The sequence below is a fragment of the Streptomyces populi genome, assembly GCF_002911015.1.
In the GTDB taxonomy this organism is placed as follows: Bacteria; Actinomycetota; Actinomycetes; order Streptomycetales; family Streptomycetaceae; genus Streptomyces; species Streptomyces populi.
The window spans coordinates 42,133-58,414 of record NZ_KZ626877.1 but is presented as its reverse complement, the minus strand read 5'-3'; the positions used below and the strand labels follow the sequence as shown (position 1 = coordinate 58,414).

17 protein-coding genes are annotated in these 16,282 nt (G+C 68.9%); all 17 read left to right on the top strand.

Translation table 11 applies throughout. The features are described 5' to 3' along the window. Positions 1 to 201: 201 nt before the first annotated feature. The 17 genes from CW362_RS20610 (at position 202) to CW362_RS20530 (ending at position 16,213) form a co-directional block, all read left to right on the top strand. Entirely contained in the window at positions 202 to 1,338 is a 1,137-nt protein-coding gene (locus CW362_RS20610; RefSeq protein WP_103550974.1) for an LCP family protein, read from the top strand. A gap of 169 nt (positions 1,339 to 1,507) precedes the next feature. Beyond that, positions 1,508 to 1,729, top strand: coding sequence for a 50S ribosomal protein L31 (gene rpmE, locus CW362_RS20605; RefSeq protein ID WP_037624960.1), 222 nt, complete (start codon positions 1,508 to 1,510; stop codon positions 1,727 to 1,729). A gap of 171 nt (positions 1,730 to 1,900) precedes the next feature. Further along, on the top strand, positions 1,901 to 2,977 hold the full coding sequence (gene prfA, locus CW362_RS20600; RefSeq protein ID WP_037624958.1) for a peptide chain release factor 1: 1,077 nt from the start codon (positions 1,901 to 1,903) through the stop codon (positions 2,975 to 2,977). 33 nt (positions 2,978 to 3,010) lie between these two features. Continuing rightward, positions 3,011 to 3,856: a peptide chain release factor N(5)-glutamine methyltransferase gene (gene prmC, locus CW362_RS20595; protein WP_103550973.1), complete on the top strand. Its 846-nt coding sequence runs from the start codon at positions 3,011 to 3,013 to the stop codon at positions 3,854 to 3,856. Between the two features lie 131 nt (positions 3,857 to 3,987). Beyond that, on the top strand, positions 3,988 to 4,635 hold the full coding sequence (locus CW362_RS20590; RefSeq protein WP_103550972.1) for an L-threonylcarbamoyladenylate synthase: 648 nt from the start codon (positions 3,988 to 3,990) through the stop codon (positions 4,633 to 4,635). A 52-nt stretch (positions 4,636 to 4,687) separates the two neighbouring features. Continuing rightward, positions 4,688 to 5,335 (top strand): arsenate reductase/protein-tyrosine-phosphatase family protein, encoded by a 648-nt coding sequence (locus CW362_RS20585; protein WP_103550971.1) that lies wholly within the window; start codon positions 4,688 to 4,690, stop codon positions 5,333 to 5,335. 86 nt (positions 5,336 to 5,421) lie between these two features. Further along, on the top strand, positions 5,422 to 6,645 hold the full coding sequence (locus CW362_RS20580) for a serine hydroxymethyltransferase (protein WP_206301006.1): 1,224 nt from the start codon (positions 5,422 to 5,424) through the stop codon (positions 6,643 to 6,645). A gap of 129 nt (positions 6,646 to 6,774) precedes the next feature. Continuing rightward, complete coding sequence (locus CW362_RS20575; RefSeq protein ID WP_103550969.1) at positions 6,775 to 8,130, top strand: MraY family glycosyltransferase; 1,356 nt, start codon at positions 6,775 to 6,777, stop codon at positions 8,128 to 8,130. Positions 8,131 to 8,423: 293 nt separating this feature from the next. Then, on the top strand, positions 8,424 to 8,861 hold the full coding sequence (locus tag CW362_RS20570; protein WP_103550968.1) for a Cg1360 family ATP-synthase-associated protein: 438 nt from the start codon (positions 8,424 to 8,426) through the stop codon (positions 8,859 to 8,861). A gap of 225 nt (positions 8,862 to 9,086) precedes the next feature. Then, positions 9,087 to 9,908, top strand: a complete 822-nt coding sequence (gene atpB / locus CW362_RS20565; RefSeq protein ID WP_103550967.1) for a F0F1 ATP synthase subunit A — start codon at positions 9,087 to 9,089, stop codon at positions 9,906 to 9,908. A 76-nt stretch (positions 9,909 to 9,984) separates the two neighbouring features. After that, complete coding sequence (atpE, locus tag CW362_RS20560; protein WP_031039373.1) at positions 9,985 to 10,215, top strand: ATP synthase F0 subunit C; 231 nt, start codon at positions 9,985 to 9,987, stop codon at positions 10,213 to 10,215. Between the two features lie 42 nt (positions 10,216 to 10,257). After that, positions 10,258 to 10,803: a F0F1 ATP synthase subunit B gene (locus CW362_RS20555; protein ID WP_103550966.1), complete on the top strand. Its 546-nt coding sequence runs from the start codon at positions 10,258 to 10,260 to the stop codon at positions 10,801 to 10,803. Then, the gene (locus CW362_RS20550) at positions 10,800 to 11,621 is read left to right on the top strand and encodes a F0F1 ATP synthase subunit delta (protein ID WP_103550965.1); all 822 of its coding nucleotides are present in this window, start codon (positions 10,800 to 10,802) and stop codon (positions 11,619 to 11,621) included. The genes CW362_RS20555 and CW362_RS20550 overlap by 4 nt, the downstream gene beginning before the upstream one ends. A gap of 128 nt (positions 11,622 to 11,749) precedes the next feature. Continuing rightward, positions 11,750 to 13,339 carry a F0F1 ATP synthase subunit alpha gene (atpA, locus tag CW362_RS20545; protein ID WP_103550964.1) on the top strand — a complete coding sequence of 530 codons (1,590 nt, stop codon included), beginning with the start codon at positions 11,750 to 11,752 and terminating at the stop codon, positions 13,337 to 13,339. A 21-nt stretch (positions 13,340 to 13,360) separates the two neighbouring features. Then, the gene (locus CW362_RS20540) at positions 13,361 to 14,275 is read left to right on the top strand and encodes a F0F1 ATP synthase subunit gamma (RefSeq protein ID WP_103550963.1); all 915 of its coding nucleotides are present in this window, start codon (positions 13,361 to 13,363) and stop codon (positions 14,273 to 14,275) included. After that, the gene (gene atpD, locus CW362_RS20535; RefSeq protein WP_103550962.1) at positions 14,275 to 15,711 is read left to right on the top strand and encodes a F0F1 ATP synthase subunit beta; all 1,437 of its coding nucleotides are present in this window, start codon (positions 14,275 to 14,277) and stop codon (positions 15,709 to 15,711) included. Before CW362_RS20540 ends, atpD begins: the two co-directional genes overlap by 1 nt. A gap of 127 nt (positions 15,712 to 15,838) precedes the next feature. Then, positions 15,839 to 16,213: a F0F1 ATP synthase subunit epsilon gene (locus CW362_RS20530; RefSeq protein WP_103550961.1), complete on the top strand. Its 375-nt coding sequence runs from the start codon at positions 15,839 to 15,841 to the stop codon at positions 16,211 to 16,213. Positions 16,214 to 16,282 lie beyond the last annotated feature (69 nt).

Here is a 16,282-nt window from a genome sequence, read left to right as displayed (position 1 = left end):
TGAGCGGGTTCTCCCCGCTCTCGCCGAACGCACGGAGTGCCCATCGCGTGACGCGGTGGGCACTCTGCGTAGCGCAACCTTTTCCCCGGTTTCCCCGTCTGACCGTACGGAGTGACCATGGAGCGGTACGCCTCGTCACGACCGGATGGGCCTGGCCCTGAAAACAGGGGGTAACCGACCGCAGACGAACCGAGGAGTCGCATGCCTGCCGAGAGCACGCCGGAGCCCGCCATACCGGGCGACCCCGGCGACAGCACCCCGCCCCGACCGAAGGGCGGCAGCCGCAAGACCCGCAGCACGCGGAGCAAGGCCCTGATGATCACGGCCTGGACCGCGGCGGGTGTCGTGGCGCTCGGCGGCGCCGGGGCCGGCTACCTGTTCTTCAAGCTCAACGGCAACCTCAAGAGCGTCGACATCGACCAGGCGCTCGGCAGCGACCGGCCCCTGAAGATCGACAACGGCTCGCAGAACATCCTGGTCCTCGGCTCCGACACCCGCTCCGGCACCAACGGGAAGCTGGGCGGCGGCACCGACGACGGCAGCGCCCGCTCGGACACCGCGATGATCGTCCACGTGTACAAGGGCCACAAGCGGGCCAGTGTGGTCTCCGTCCCCCGTGACACGCTCGTCGAGCGGCCCTCCTGCACCGACTCCGAGGGCACCGTCCACCGAGCGGTCTCCGGCGCGATGTTCAACTCCGCCTACTCCACCGGCGGCGCCGCCTGCGCGGTGAAGACCGTCGAGTCCATGACCGGCATCCGCATGGACCACTACATCGAGATCGACTTCAGCGGCTTCCGGAAGCTGGTCGACGAACTCGGCGGCGTCACGGTCACCACCACGAAGGCCATCTCGGACAACGAGAGCCACCTGCGCCTGCCGGCCGGGTCGCACAAGCTCGACGGCAAGCAGGCGCTCGGCCTGGTCCGCACCCGGCACGGCGTCGGAGACGGCTCCGACCTCGGCCGCATCCAGCTCCAGCAGGCGTTCACGAAGGCGCTGGTCGACCAGGTCAAGCACATCGGGCTCCTGTCCAACCCGAAAAAGCTGTACGACCTCGCCGACACCGCGACCAAGACGGTGACCACCGACTCCGACCTCGGCAGCGTCACGAGCCTCGCCTCCTTCGCGGGCGGCCTCAAGGGCATCGGCTCGTCCCACATGACGATGGTGACGATGCCGGTCCAGTACGACCCCGCCGACGGCAACCGGGTGCTGGTCGACAAGGCCAAGGCCGAACTGGTCTGGAAGGCGCTCGAGGCCGACCGGCCGATCCCGGCGGCCGCCACCGAGGGAACCGCCACCGGCACCGCGAAGGGCGTCGTCAGTCCCGGCTGACCTGCGCGCGGGCCCCGCGCCGCCTCGTCCGCGACCCCGGGGAATAGACCGCCGTGTCCCCTCGTTTTGGGGGATACGGCCAGTCCTGGCAGACTGGTACGTCGGCCCCGGTTCACGCACCCGCATCCAGCGGAGGCGACCCGGCGCCCTCCCGAAACTAGGAGACACCTTGAAGCGCGACATCCACCCCGAGTACGTCGAGACGCAGGTCAGCTGCACCTGTGGCGCGTCGTTCACCACCCGCAGCACGATCTCCAGCGGCACCATCCGCGCCGAGGTCTGCTCCGAGTGCCACCCGTTCTACACGGGCAAGCAGAAGATCCTCGACACCGGTGGCCGTGTGGCCCGCTTCGAGGCCCGCTTCGGCAAGGCTGCCGCTGCCAGCAAGTAGCGAGCCCACAGCGCCGGTCTTCGGTGTTCCCCGTACGGGGGACGCCGGGACCGGCGCTTTGCGGTCCAGCCCCCTCCCCGGGCTCTCGACGCGTTCGAGCAGGGGAACCCCACGCCGTACCTACGTCCCCGAGCCCTTCACGGAGCGGGGGACAGTCCATTGGAGCCGGAGATGTTCGAGGCGGTCGAGGAACTGATCGGCGAGCACGCCGATCTGGAGAAGAAGCTCGCTGACCCGTCGGTCCACGCCGACCAGGCCAACGCGCGCAAGCTCAACAAGCGCTACGCCGAGCTGACCCCGATCGTCGCGACGTACCGCTCCTGGAAGCAGACCGGGGACGACATCGGCACGGCCAAGGAGCTCGCCGCCGACGACCCCGACTTCGCCGCCGAGGTCAAGGACCTGGAGAAGCAGCGCGAGGAGCTCACCGAGAAGCTCCGCCTGCTGCTCGTCCCGCGCGACCCGAGCGACGACAAGGACGTCATCCTGGAGATCAAGGCGGGCGCCGGCGGCGACGAGTCCGCCCTGTTCGCCGGTGACCTGCTGCGCATGTACCTGCGCTACGCCGAGCGCATCGGCTGGAAGACCGAGATCATCGACTCCACCGAGTCCGAGCTCGGCGGCTACAAGGACGTCCAGGTCGCCGTGAAGACCAAGGGCGGCCAGGGCGCGACCGAGCCCGGCCAGGGCGTCTGGGCCCGGCTGAAGTACGAGGGCGGCGTGCACCGCGTGCAGCGCGTGCCCTCGACCGAGTCGCAGGGCCGGATCCACACCTCCGCCGCCGGTGTCCTCGTCACGCCCGAGGCCGAGGAGGTCGACGTCGAGATCCACGCGAACGACCTCCGCATCGACGTCTACCGCTCCTCGGGCCCCGGCGGCCAGTCCGTCAACACGACCGACTCCGCGGTGCGCATCACGCACATTCCCACCGGAGTCGTCGCCTCCTGCCAGAACGAGAAGAGCCAGCTGCAGAACAAGGAGCAGGCGATGCGTATCCTGCGCTCCAGGCTTCTCGCCGCGGCGCAGGAGGAGGCGGAGCGGGAGGCCGCCGACGCCCGCCGCAGCCAGGTCCGCACGGTCGACCGCTCCGAGAAGATCCGTACGTACAACTTCCCGGAGAATCGCATCTCGGACCACCGCGTCGGCTTCAAGGCGTACAACTTGGACCAGGTCCTCGACGGTGAGCTCGACGCCGTCATCCAGGCCTGCGTCGACGCGGACTCGGCAGCCAAGCTCGCCGCCGCATAACACACGACAACAGCTCAGCCCCGGAGGACCAGCGTGAACCTGCTGCTCGCGGAAGTGGCCCAGGCCACCCAGCGGCTGGCCGACGCCGGCGTGCCCTCGCCGCGCAACGACGCGGAGGAGCTCGCCGCCTTCGTGCACGGCGTGAAGCGGGGCGAGCTGCACACCGTCAAGGACGCCGACTTCGACGCCCGCTACTGGGAGGTGACCGCGCGCCGCGAGGCCCGCGAGCCGCTCCAGCACATCACCGGGCGGGCCTACTTCCGCTACCTCGAACTCCAGGTGGGGCCCGGCGTCTTCGTGCCCCGCCCGGAGACCGAGTCGGTCGTCGGCTGGGCCATAGACGCCGTCCGTGCGATGGACGTCGTCGAACCGCTGATCGTCGACCTGTGCACCGGCTCGGGCGCCATCGCGCTCGCCCTCGCCCAGGAGGTCCCGCGCTCGCGGGTGCACGCCGTGGAGCTGTCCGAGGACGCCCTCCAGTGGACGCGCAAGAACGTCGAGGGATCCAGGGTCGACCTGCGCCAGGGGGACGCCCTCACGGCCTTCCCCGACCTCGACGGCCAGGTGGACCTGGTGATCTCCAACCCCCCGTACATCCCGCTCACCGAATGGGAGTACGTGGCGCCGGAGGCCCGGGACTACGACCCCGAGCTCGCCCTCTTCTCCGGCGAGGACGGACTCGACCTCATCCGCGGCATCGAGCGCACCGCGCACCGGCTGCTGCGCCCCGGCGGCGTCGTCGTCATCGAGCACGCCGACACCCAGGGCGGACAGGTGCCCTGGATCTTCACCGAGGAGCGGGGCTGGGCCGACGCGGCCGACCACCCGGACCTCAACAACCGGCCGCGGTTCGCGACCGCCCGCAAGGCGATGCCGTGAACACGGCCCACGGAGTCCCGGCGCCCGGCGCCCTCGCGCGCCCGCGCACCGCGCCGTGCCGCTCCGCGTCCCCCCGCACCGCGTTTCTCCACACCCCCAGCCAGCAGTACGTGTACGAGGAGGCCCGCTAAATGGCACGGCGATACGACACCAACGACGCGACCGACCGCACCACAGGTCTGCGTGAGGCGGCGTCCGCCGTCCGCCGTGGCGAACTGGTGGTCCTCCCGACGGACACCGTGTACGGCATCGGCGCGGACGCGTTCACCTCGGAGGCCGTAGCCGACCTGCTCGACGCCAAGGGCCGGGGCCGCAACATGCCCACCCCCGTCCTCATCGGCTCCCCGAACACCCTGCACGGCCTCGTCACGGACTTCTCCGAGATGGCCTGGGAGCTCGTCGACGCGTTCTGGCCGGGCGCCCTGACCCTGGTCGCCAAGCACCAGCCCTCGCTCCAGTGGGACCTGGGGGACACCCGGGGCACGGTGGCGATCCGCATGCCGCTGCACCCCGTCGCCATCGAGCTGCTCACCGAGGTCGGCCCGATGGCCGTCTCCTCCGCCAACCTCACCGGCCACCCGGCGCCGGAGGACTGCGACGCCGCGCAGGGCATGCTCGGCGACTCCGTCTCGGTCTACCTGGACGGCGGCCCGACCCCCGGCAACGTGCCCTCCTCGATCGTCGACGTCACCGGCAAGGTGCCCGTCCTGCTGCGCGCGGGCGCCCTGTCGGCAGAGGAGCTCCGGAAGGTCGTACCCGACCTCGAGGTGGCGAATTGACAGCCCCCGAGCCCTCCGGGCTCCCGGCTCGGCCCGAGCAGGGAGCGCCCCCATGCGTGGCATAGGCACGCCGGTCACCGGGGCCGGCGCCTCCCCGGGCGGGTCCTTCCGCATCCTCCACGTCAGCACCGGCAACGTGTGCCGCTCACCGATCACCGAGCGGCTGACCCGGCATGCCCTGGCGGACCGGCTGGGCGACCCCCTGTGGGGCGGCCTCATCGTGGAGAGCGCCGGCACCTGGGGCCACGAGGGCGCGCCCATGGAGGCCAACGCCGCGACCGTCCTGACCGACTTCGGCGCGGACCCCTCCGGCTTCGTCGGGCGCGAGCTCCTCGACGACCACGTCATCCGCGCCGACCTGGTCCTGACGGCCACCCGCGACCACCGTGCCCAGGTCATCTCCATGGGGCACTCCGCCGGCCTGCGCACCTTCACCCTGAAGGAGTTCACCCGGCTGGTCCGCGCGATAGACACCGCTACCCTGCCGCCCCTCCAGGACGGCGTGGTCGAGCGCGCGGTCGCCCTGGTGCGCGCCGCCGCGGCGCTGCGCGGCTGGCTGCTGGCCCCGACCGCGGAGGCCGACGAGGTGCACGACCCCTACGGGGCGCCCCTGCCGTTCTTCCGGTCCATCGGGGACGAGATCAACGAGGCACTGGACCCGGTCGTCACCGCCCTGACCGGGGTACCCGCGCGGACGTGACACCGGGCGCCCCACGGGCCCCGGTTCTACATTGGACGTAAGCGTCCCCCCGCAGATGTCCGGAGTCCACCATGCCGGTCGCCACCATGCCCGAAGCGGATGTCCTGAGCCGACAGGACCCCGAGCTCGCCGGGATCCTGCTCGGTGAGCTGGACCGGCAGTCGACCACGCTCCAGCTGATCGCCGCCGAGAACTTCACCTCGCCGGCCGTGCTGGCCGCGCTCGGCTCGCCGCTGACGAACAAGTACGCGGAAGGCTATCCCGGCGCCCGTCACCACGGCGGCTGCGAGATCGTCGACGTCGCCGAGCGCCTCGCCGTCGACCGCGCCAAGGCCCTCTTCGGCGCCGATCACGCCAACGTCCAGTCCCACTCCGGGAGTTCGGCAGTCCTGGCCGCGTACGCCGCCCTGCTGCGCCCCGGTGACACCGTGCTGGCGATGGGACTGCCCTTCGGCGGCCATCTCACCCACGGGTCGCCCGCGAACTTCTCCGGCCGCTGGTTCGACTTCGTCGGCTACGGCGTCGAGGCGGAGTCGGGGCTGATCGACTACGAGCAGGTGCGCACCCTGGCCCGCGCGCGCCGCCCCAAGGCCGTCGTCTGCGGGTCGATCTCGTACCCCCGGCACATCGACCACGCGCTGTTCCGGGAGATCGCCGACGAGGTCGGCGCCTATCTCATCGCGGACGCCGCCCACACCGTCGGGCTCGTCGCGGGGGGAGCGGCGCCGAACCCGGTGCCGTACGCCGACATCGTGTGCGCCACCACGCACAAGGTGCTCCGCGGTCCGCGCGGAGGCATGCTCCTGTGCGGCGGTGAACTGGCCGAGCGGGTCGACCGGGCCGTCTTCCCGTTCACCCAGGGCGGCGCGCAGATGAACACCATCGCGGCCAAGGCCGTCGCGTTCGGCGAGGCGGCGACCCCGGCCTTCACGGCGTACGCGCACCAGGTGACCGCCAACGCGCGGGTGCTGGCCGCGGGCCTCGAGGCGGAGGGGCTCGCGGTCACCACCGGCGGCACCGACACCCATCTGCTGGTCGCGGATCCGGCGCCGCTCGGCGTCGAGGGGCGCACCGCGCGCGGCCGGCTGGCCGCCGCCGGTATGGTCCTCGACACCTGTGCGCTGCCTCACGGCGACATCCGCGGTCTGCGGCTCGGCACCGCGGCGCTGACCACCCAGGGGATGGGCGAGCCGGAGATGGCGCGGGTCGCGGCCCTGTTCGCGGGGGTGCTGCGGGGCGAGGTCGACGGCCGGACGGCGCGGGAGGAAGTGCGGGAACTCACCGGAAGATTTCCGCCTTATCCGGACTGACCGGGGGTACGCGTACCGGACCGCACAGCCACACGTGCAACCATCGTCGCTACCCGAAAGTCCTCAACCATATGCGTGCATCGCTAGGGTGTGGGGCTGTGATGGCCAGCGAGACCTGTGGGGAAGCCCGTGCGTGAATACCTGCTGACGCTCTGCATCACGGCCGCGGTGACGTACCTGCTGACAGGGCCGGTACGTAAATTCGCGATCGTGGCCGGAGCCATGCCGGAGATCCGGGCGCGCGACGTGCACCGTGAACCCACGCCGAGGCTCGGCGGCATCGCGATGTTCTTCGGACTGTGCTCCGGCCTGCTGGTCGCCGACCACCTGAAGAACCTCAACGCGGTCTTCTCGAACTCCAACGAACCGCGCGCCCTGCTCTCCGGCGCCGCGCTGATCTGGCTGATCGGCGTGCTGGACGACAAGTTCGAGATCGACGCCCTGATCAAGCTGGGCGGCCAGATGATCGCCGCGGGCGTGATGGTCATGCAGGGTCTGACGATCCTGTGGCTGCCGATCCCCGGGGTCGGTCTGGTCGCGCTGACCCAGTGGCAGGGCACGCTGCTGACGGTGGCGCTCGTCGTGATCACCATCAACGCGGTCAACTTCGTGGACGGCCTCGACGGACTGGCCGCCGGCATGGTGTGCATCGCGTCCGCCGCGTTCTTCCTGTACGCCTACCGGATCTGGTACTCGTACGGCATCGAGGCCGCCGCCCCGGCGACGCTGTTCGCGGCGGTCCTGATGGGCATGTGCCTGGGCTTCCTGCCGCACAACATGCATCCCGCGCGGATCTTCATGGGGGACTCGGGCTCGATGCTCATCGGCCTCGTGCTGGCCGCCGGGGCGATCTCCATCACCGGGCAGATCGACCCCGACGTGATGAACCTGTTCTCCGGTTCCGAGCGCAACACGGTGCACCAGACGGTGCCGGTGTTCATCCCGCTGCTGCTGCCGCTGACGATCATCGCGATCCCGGCCGCCGACCTGGTGCTCGCCATCGTGCGGCGCACCTGGCGCGGGCAGTCGCCGTTCGCCGCCGACCGGGGGCATCTGCACCACCGCCTCCTGGAGGTCGGCCACTCGCACAGCCGCGCGGTCCTGATCATGTACTTCTGGTCGGCGCTGATCGCGTTCGGAGCCCTCGCGTACTCGGTGAACTCCGGCGCCATGTGGAGCGTGCTCATCATCGCGGTGCTCAGCGCCGTCGGTCTCGTGCTGCTCCTGCTGCCGCGCTTCACACCGCGTGCCCCGCGCTGGGCCGAGCACTTCGTGCCGCCGCGCTACCGCCGTCGCAAGGCCGCCGCGGCGGCCGCCCTGGACGGGGCTGCCGTGACCCACGAGGCGGCGTCGACGGGCGAGCCGGACGAGGCGCGTGAGCACCGTGCTCCGGCGGGTGCGGGAGTCTCAGGGGTCAATGGAGCGACGGCGATCGGTACCCGTCCGCGCCTTCTGGACCGGCGTGAGGCCGAATCCTCACGCTGAGCCGAAGGTAAGAATCTGACTAACGCGTGACCAAATCGTGGGGTAACAAAGCGCCCTAATACCAGACAAAGGGGCGCTTGAAATGCACAGACGCGCAGCTTCACTCTCATGTGTGACAGTTGGCACATCAACCAGGTAAAGACCTCATCAAATAGTTTGTGATACGGTTCACGAGAACCCAGGGCAGAGCCGAAGGACCCCAGTACGACGGTCCTTCGGCGTGAGGTTCTCTCTCAGCCCGGGACTACGCTCGTCCATGACGACACGCCCCCCTTACAAGCGGAGTTGCCGCCATGCCGTCCAATGACGCCCGGATCCTCCTTCAGGCCGCTGTGCCCACGGCTGCCGTCGGCGCGATTGCCGCCGTCGTCAGCGGTGTGGTCGCCGGCGGCAAGGGAGCGCTCGGGGCGGTCGTCGCGACGCTGGTGGTGGTCCTCTTCATGGGGCTGGGCCTCTACGTTCTGCAGCGCACCGCCAAATCGCTTCCGCACTTGTTCCAGGCGATGGGGCTCTTGCTCTACACGGCGCAGATTCTTCTGCTGTTCATCTTTGTCGCCGTGTTCAAGAACACCTCGCTGTTCAATCCCAAGTCCTTCGCGCTCACCCTGGTCGTCACCACTCTCGTGTGGATCGGCGCACAGGCGCGTGCCCATATGAAGGCCAAGATCCTTTACGTCGAACCCGACTCCTCGAAGGCCGAAAAGCCCGAGAACAAGGGTCAGTCGTCGTGAGGGGTAGGGCCGGGATAAGTGCACGTTGGAGATCCTGCTATCGTCCGGTGCCAACTGCGGCATCGCGGGCGCGGGCATCTGAGCTGACGCCTGTTCGATCGCGAGGCTTGATGCCCCTCTGCCGCCCCCACATCCGTAACACCAGCCCAGTGCCGAACCGCGGCTGCGCGCCGCGCCGACACAACGAGGATGCCGTACCTATGCGCCACGCTGAAGGAGCCCGCGGTGAGTGCTGACCCGACGCAGGTGCTCGCCTTCGAGACCGACTGCCACATCTTCGACGGTTGTGGCTTCCCGGCACCCGGCCTGCACTCGTTCCTGTTCGAGCCCCTCTGGGGCGACGGGGACAGCAACCTGTACTTCAACAAGACGATGCTCCTGGCGCTGCTGGGCTCGCTTGTCATCGTCGGCTTCTTCTGGGCCGCGTTCCGCAAGCCGAAGGTCGTCCCGGGCAAGCTCCAGATGGTCGCCGAGGCCGGCTACGACTTCGTCCGTCGCGGCGTCGTCTACGAGACGATCGGCAAGAAGGAAGGCGAGAAGTACGTCCCGCTGGTCGTCTCGCTGTTCTTCTTCATCTGGATGATGAACCTGTGGTCGATCATTCCGGTCGCGCAGTTCCCGGTGACGGCGATCATCTCGTACCCCGCGGTGCTGGCCGGAATCGTCTACATCATCTGGGTGTCCCTGACGTTCAAGCGCCACGGATTCGTCGGAGCGTTCAAGAACTTCAGCGGCTACGACAAGTCGCTGGGCCCGGTCCTGCCGCTCGCCATGCTCATCGAGCTGCTCTCGAACCTGATCGTCCGGCCGTTCACGCACGCGGTGCGACTCTTCGCGAACATGTTCGCGGGTCACACGCTGCTGCTGCTGTTCACGATCGCCTCCTGGTACCTGCTCAACGGCGTCGGGATCGCCTACGCGGGCGTCTCGTTCATCATGGTCATCGTCATGACGGCCTTCGAGCTGTTCATCCAGGCCCTGCAGGCGTACGTGTTCGTGCTGCTGACCTGCACCTTCATCCAGGGCGCGCTGGCCGAGCACCACTGAGCTGCCCGCCTTCTCGACCCCCGCACTCGTCCGGTGGCCAACCCCCACCGGTCCGTAAAGAAAAGGAAGAACTGGCATGTCCCAGACCCTTGCCGCTGTCTCCGGCTCGCTCGGCTCGATCGGTTACGGCCTCGCGGCCATCGGCCCCGGCGTCGGCGTCGGCATCATCTTCGGTAACGGCACCCAGGCCCTCGCCCGTCAGCCTGAGGCCGCCGGTCTGATCCGCGCCAACCAGATCCTCGGCTTCGCCTTCTGTGAGGCGCTCGCCCTCATCGGTCTGGTCATGCCGTTCGTCTACGGCGTCTGATCCACCCGATCAGCAACAGCCCACTAGACGAAAGGCACTGACATGAGCCACTTGCTCATTCTGGCGGCCGAGGAGAAGGAAAACCCCCTCATCCCGCCGATTCCCGAGCTTGTCATCGGCCTGCTCGCCTTCGTCATCGTCTTCGGCTTCCTGGCCTGGAAGCTCCTCCCGAACATCAACAAGGTTCTGGAGCAGCGTCGCGAGGCCATCGAGGGCGGTATCGAAAAGGCCGAGGCCGCGCAGACCGAGGCCCAGAGCGTTCTCGAGCAGTACAAGGCTCAGCTCGCCGAGGCCCGTCACGAGGCCGCGCGCCTGCGCCAGGAGGCACAGGAGCAGGGCGCCACGCTCATCGCCGAGATGCGCGCGGAAGGCCAGCGGCAGCGCGACGAGATCGTCGCCGCCGGCCACACGCAGATCGAGGCCGACCGCAAGGCCGCCGCTCAGTCGCTGCGTCAGGACGTCGGCACGCTTGCCACCGACCTGGCCGGCAAGCTCGTCGGCGAGTCCCTCGAGGACCACGCCCGTCAGAGCCGCGTCATCGACCGCTTCCTCTCCGAGCTTGAGGAGAAGGCCGAGGCGGCTCGATGACTGCACACGGAGCGAGCCGCGAGGCAACCGCAGCCGCACGTGAGCGTCTCGACGCGCTGACGGACTCGACGTCCGTGGACGTGGCACAGCTCGCCGACGAGCTGGCCGCGGTCACCGCGCTGCTGCACCGCGAGGTGTCGCTGCGTCGGGTCCTCACCGACCCGGCGCAGCCCGGCGAGGCCAAGGCCGAGCTGGTCCAGCGCCTGATCGGCGGCCAGGTGGGCGGCGTCGCCGCCGACCTGGTGTCCGGCATGGTGCGTTCCCGCTGGTCGCAGCCCCGCGACCTGGTGGACGCCCTCGAGGAGCTCACCGCCACCGCCGACCTCACGGCGGCGCAGCGGACGGGCAAGCTCGACGACGTCGAGGACGAGCTGTTCCGCTTCGGCCGGATCGTCGCCTCGAACACCGAGCTGCGCGCCGCGCTGACCGACCGGGCCGCCACCACGGCGGCCAAGAGCGAGCTGCTGCGCAGCCTGCTCGGCGGCCGGGCCGCGGCGACGACCGAGCGTCTGGTGACGCGTCTCGTGACCGCGCCGCGCGGACGTAGCCTGGAAGCGGGACTCGAGTCCCTGTCCAAGCTCGCCGCCGAGCGCCGCGACCGCATGGTCGCCGTGGTCACCTCCGCGGTGCCGCTGAGCGACGGACAGAAGCAGCGCCTCGGTGCCGCCCTGGCCAAGCTCTACGGCCGCTCGATGCACCTCAACCTCGACGTGGACCCCGAGGTCCTCGGCGGGATCCGGGTGCAGGTCGGCGACGAGGTCATCAACGGCTCCATCGCGGACCGTCTCGAGGACGCCGCCCGCCGCATGGCGAGCTAGCAACAACACACGCAGTACGCAATTACGGCCCTGGTTGGGCCGTGCAGAGGATTCACCTCTCATCGGGGGGAGTCCCCCATCCCCCCAAAGTGAAACTTCGGGCCCAACAAGGAGAGCAGGGAACCCAGATGGCGGAGCTCACGATCCGGCCGGAGGAGATCCGGGACGCACTGGAGAACTTTGTCCAGTCGTACCAGCCGGACGCGGCCTCGCGCGAGGAGGTCGGTACGGTCACCGTCGCCGGCGACGGTATCGCCAAGATCGAGGGTCTTCCCTCGGCCATGGCGAACGAGCTGCTGAAGTTCGAGGACGGAACCCTCGGTCTCGCGCTGAACCTGGAAGAGCGCGAGATCGGTGCGGTCATCCTCGGCGAGTTCAACGGTATCGAGGAAGGCCAGCCGGTGCAGCGCACCGGTGAGGTGCTGTCCGTCGCCGTGGGCGAGGGCTACCTCGGCCGCGTCGTCGACCCGCTCGGCAACCCGATCGACGGCCTCGGCGAGATCGAGACGTCCGGCCGCCGCGCCCTCGAGCTGCAGGCCCCGGGCGTCATGGTCCGCAAGTCGGTCCACGAGCCCATGGAGACGGGCTACAAGGCCGTCGACGCGATGACCCCGATCGGCCGTGGCCAGCGTCAGCTGATCATCGGCGACCGTCAGACCGGCAAGACCGCGCTGGCCGTCGACACGATCATCAACCAGCGCGACAACTGGCGCTCGGGCGACACCAAGAAGCAGGTCCGCTGCATCTACGTCGCCATCGGCCAGAAGGGCTCGACCATCGCCTCCGTGCGTGGCGCCCTCGAAGAGGCCGGCGCGCTGGAGTACACGACCATCGTCGCCGCCCCGGCGTCCGACCCGGCCGGCTTCAAGTACCTGGCGCCGTACACCGGTTCGGCCATCGGCCAGCAGTGGATGTACGAGGGCAAGCACGTCCTCATCATCTTCGACGACCTCTCGAAGCAGGCCGACGCCTACCGCGCCGTGTCCCTGCTGCTCCGCCGTCCGCCGGGCCGCGAGGCCTACCCCGGTGACGTCTTCTACCTGCACTCCCGTCTGCTGGAGCGCTGCGCGAAGCTCTCCGACGACCTGGGCGCCGGTTCGATGACGGGTCTGCCGATCGTCGAGACCAAGGCGAACGACGTGTCGGCGTTCATCCCGACCAACGTCATCTCCATCACCGACGGCCAGTGCTTCCTGGAGTCCGACCTGTTCAACGCCGGCCAGCGTCCGGCCCTGAACGTCGGTATCTCGGTCTCCCGCGTCGGTGGCTCCGCCCAGCACAAGGCGATGAAGCAGGTCTCCGGCCGTCTTCGCCTCGACCTGGCCCAGTACCGCGAGCTGGAGGCGTTCGCCGCCTTCGGTTCCGACCTGGACGCCGCGTCGAAGTCGCAGCTGGAGCGCGGTCAGCGTCTGGTCGAGCTGCTCAAGCAGGCTCAGTACCAGCCGATGCCGACCGAGGACCAGGTCGTCTCCGTGTGGTCCGCGACCACCGGCAAGATGGACGACGTCCCGGTCGCCGACATCCGCCGCTTCGAGAAGGAGCTCCTGGAGTACCTGCACCGCAAGGAGCAGGGCCTCATGACCTCCATCAAGGAGGGCGGCAAGATGTCGGACGACACGCTCACCGCCGTCGCGGACGCGATCGTCGACTTCAAGAAGCAGTTCGAGACCTCGGACGGGAAGCTTCTCGGCGAGGACGCTCCGGCCGCCGCCAAGTGACGTAAGGAAGGGACCTGACTCATGGGAGCCCAGCTCCGGGTCTACAAGCGTCGCATCCGATCCGTCACCGCGACCAAGAAGATCACCAAGGCGATGGAGATGATCGCCGCCTCGCGCGTCGTCAAGGCGCAGCGCAAGGTGGCGGCCTCCACGCCCTACGCGACCGAGCTCACCCGCGCGGTCACGGCGGTCGGCACCGGTTCGAACACCAAGCACCCGCTGACCACGGAGGCGGAGACGGCGACCCGTTCCGCGGTGCTGCTCCTCACGAGCGACCGCGGACTGGCCGGCGCCTTCAACTCCAGCGCCATCAAGGCGGCGGAGCAGCTGACCGCCCGTCTCGAGGCCGAGGGCAAGGAGGTCGACACGTACATCGTCGGCCGCCGCGGTCTGGCCCACTACAACTTCCGCGAGCGCAAGGTCGTGGAGTCGTGGTCGGGCTTCACCGACGAGCCCACCTACGCGGACGCGAAGAAGGTCGCGGGTCCGCTGATCGAGGCCATCGAGAAGGACACGGCCGAGGGCGGCGTGGATGAACTCCACATCGTCTACACCGAGTTCGTCTCGATGATGACGCAGACGGCCATCGACAGCCGACTGCTGCCGCTTCGCCTCGAAGAGGTCGCGGAGGAGACGCCCAAGGGCGAGATCCTTCCGCTGTACGAGTTCGAGCCGTCGGCGGAGGACGTCCTTGACGCCCTTCTGCCGCGCTACGTCGAGAGCCGTATCTACAACGCGCTGCTCCAGTCGGCTGCCTCCAAGCACGCCGCCACGCGCCGCGCGATGAAGTCGGCCACCGACAACGCGGGAGACCTGATCACCACGCTCTCCCGACTTGCCAATGCGGCCCGCCAGGCCGAAATCACCCAGGAAATCAGCGAGATCGTCGGTGGCTCCGCAGCCCTTGCCGACGCGACCGCGGGGAGTGACAAGTAATGACGACGACTTCTGAGACGGCCGTTGCCACGGGCCGCGTCGCCCGGGTCATCGGCCCGGTCGTCGACGTGGAGTTCCCCGTCGACGCGATGCCGGACATCTACAACGCCCTTCACGTCGAGGTGGCCGACCCGGCCAACGCCGGCGAGAAGAAGACGCTGACCCTGGAAGTCGCCCAGCACCTGGGTGACGGCCTGGTCCGCACGATCTCCATGCAGCCCACCGACGGTCTGGTCCGCCAGGCCGTGGTGACCGACACCGGCACGGGCATCAGCGTCCCCGTCGGTGACTTCACCAAGGGCAAGGTGTTCAACACCCTCGGTGAGGTGCTGAACTCGGACGAGAAGTACTCGGGCGAGCGCTGGTCCATCCACCGCAAGGCCCCGCGCTTCGACGAGCTCGAGTCGAAGACCGAGATGTTCGAGACCGGCGTCAAGGTCATCGACCTTCTCACCCCGTACGTCAAGGGTGGAAAGATCGGTCTGTTCGGTGGTGCCGGCGTCGGCAAGACGGTGCTCATCCAGGAGATGATCTACCGCGTCGCCAACAACCACGACGGTGTCTCCGTGTTCGCCGGTGTCGGCGAGCGCACGCGTGAGGGCAACGACCTCATCGAGGAGATGGCGGACTCGGGCGTCATCGACAAGACCGCCCTCGTCTTCGGCCAGATGGACGAGCCCCCGGGCACCCGTCTGCGCGTGGCCCTCGCGGGTCTGACCATGGCGGAGTACTTCCGCGATGTGCAGAAGCAGGACGTGCTGTTCTTCATCGACAACATCTTCCGCTTCACGCAGGCCGGTTCCGAGGTCTCGACCCTGCTCGGCCGCATGCCCTCCGCGGTGGGTTACCAGCCGAACCTGGCCGACGAGATGGGTCTCCTCCAGGAGCGCATCACCTCGACCCGTGGTCACTCGATCACCTCGATGCAGGCGATCTACGTCCCCGCGGACGACCTGACCGACCCGGCCCCGGCCACCACGTTCGCCCACCTCGACGCGACGACGGTTCTCTCCCGTCCGATCTCCGAGAAGGGCATCTACCCGGCCGTGGACCCGCTGGACTCCACGTCCCGCATCCTGGACCCCCGCTACATCGCGGCGGACCACTACGCGGCCGCGATGCGCGTCAAGTCGGTCCTCCAGAAGTACAAGGACCTTCAGGACATCATCGCGATCCTCGGTATCGACGAGCTGGGCGAGGAGGACAAGCTCACCGTCCACCGTGCCCGTCGCGTGGAGCGCTTCCTGTCCCAGAACACCCACGTCGCCAAGCAGTTCACCGGCGTCGACGGTTCGGACGTCCCGCTGGACGAGTCGATCGCGGCCTTCAACGCGATCATCGACGGTGAGTACGACCACTTCCCGGAGCAGGCGTTCTTCCTCTGCGGTGGCATCGAGGACCTCAAGGCCAACGCCAAGGAGCTCGGCGTCTCCTGAACCTCGGTTCTGAAGTGAGGGGGCGGGACCACACCTTCCGGGGTGCGGTCCTTCCCCCTCCGTACGCCTACTAGACTTTGACCCAACACCCGGCAGCAACGCCGGGTGGTGACCCGAGGAGCCCACCTTGGCTGCTGAGCTGCACGTCGAGCTCGTCGCCGCGGACCGCAGTGTCTGGTCCGGCGAGGCCACCCTGGTCGTCGCGCGTACCACGTCCGGCGACATCGGCGTCATGCCCGGTCACCAGCCGCTTCTCGGTGTGCTGGAGTCGGGCCCGGTGACCATTCGTACGAGTGATGGTGGAACGGTCGTCGCCGCGGTGCACGGCGGTTTCATCTCGTTCGCCGACAACAAGCTGTCGCTGCTGGCCGAGATCGCCGAGCTGTCGGACGAGATCGACGTCCAGCGTGCGGAGCGGGCGCTCGAGCGCGCGAAGTCGGACGCCGACGCGTCCGCCGAGCGTCGCGCGGACGTCCGTCTGCGTGCGGTGGCGAACCGCTGACCATCGGTGCGACCCCGGCTCCACAGGCGCCGGGGGAGCACTGTGCAAGGCTTTGACTCAGCCGCGGCT

Bases quoted from the DNA above. Each gene is read 5' to 3' on its own strand.
- atpE (WP_031039373.1), top strand. From the start codon at position 9,985: ATGTCCCAGACCCTTGCCGCTGTCTCCGGCTCGCTCGGCTCGATCGGT.
- atpA (WP_103550964.1), top strand. From the start codon at position 11,750: ATGGCGGAGCTCACGATCCGGCCGGAGGAGATCCGGGACGCACTGGAG.
- CW362_RS20610 (WP_103550974.1), top strand. From the start codon at position 202: ATGCCTGCCGAGAGCACGCCGGAGCCCGCCATACCGGGCGACCCCGGC.
- CW362_RS20580 (WP_206301006.1), top strand. From the start codon at position 5,422: ATGCCCGAAGCGGATGTCCTGAGCCGACAGGACCCCGAGCTCGCCGGG.
- CW362_RS20590 (WP_103550972.1), top strand. From the start codon at position 3,988: ATGGCACGGCGATACGACACCAACGACGCGACCGACCGCACCACAGGT.
- CW362_RS20570 (WP_103550968.1), top strand. From the start codon at position 8,424: ATGCCGTCCAATGACGCCCGGATCCTCCTTCAGGCCGCTGTGCCCACG.
- prfA (WP_037624958.1), top strand. From the start codon at position 1,901: ATGTTCGAGGCGGTCGAGGAACTGATCGGCGAGCACGCCGATCTGGAG.
- CW362_RS20550 (WP_103550965.1), top strand. From the start codon at position 10,800: ATGACTGCACACGGAGCGAGCCGCGAGGCAACCGCAGCCGCACGTGAG.
- CW362_RS20540 (WP_103550963.1), top strand. From the start codon at position 13,361: ATGGGAGCCCAGCTCCGGGTCTACAAGCGTCGCATCCGATCCGTCACC.
- CW362_RS20585 (WP_103550971.1), top strand. From the start codon at position 4,688: ATGCGTGGCATAGGCACGCCGGTCACCGGGGCCGGCGCCTCCCCGGGC.
- atpD (WP_103550962.1), top strand. From the start codon at position 14,275: ATGACGACGACTTCTGAGACGGCCGTTGCCACGGGCCGCGTCGCCCGG.
- CW362_RS20555 (WP_103550966.1), top strand. From the start codon at position 10,258: ATGAGCCACTTGCTCATTCTGGCGGCCGAGGAGAAGGAAAACCCCCTC.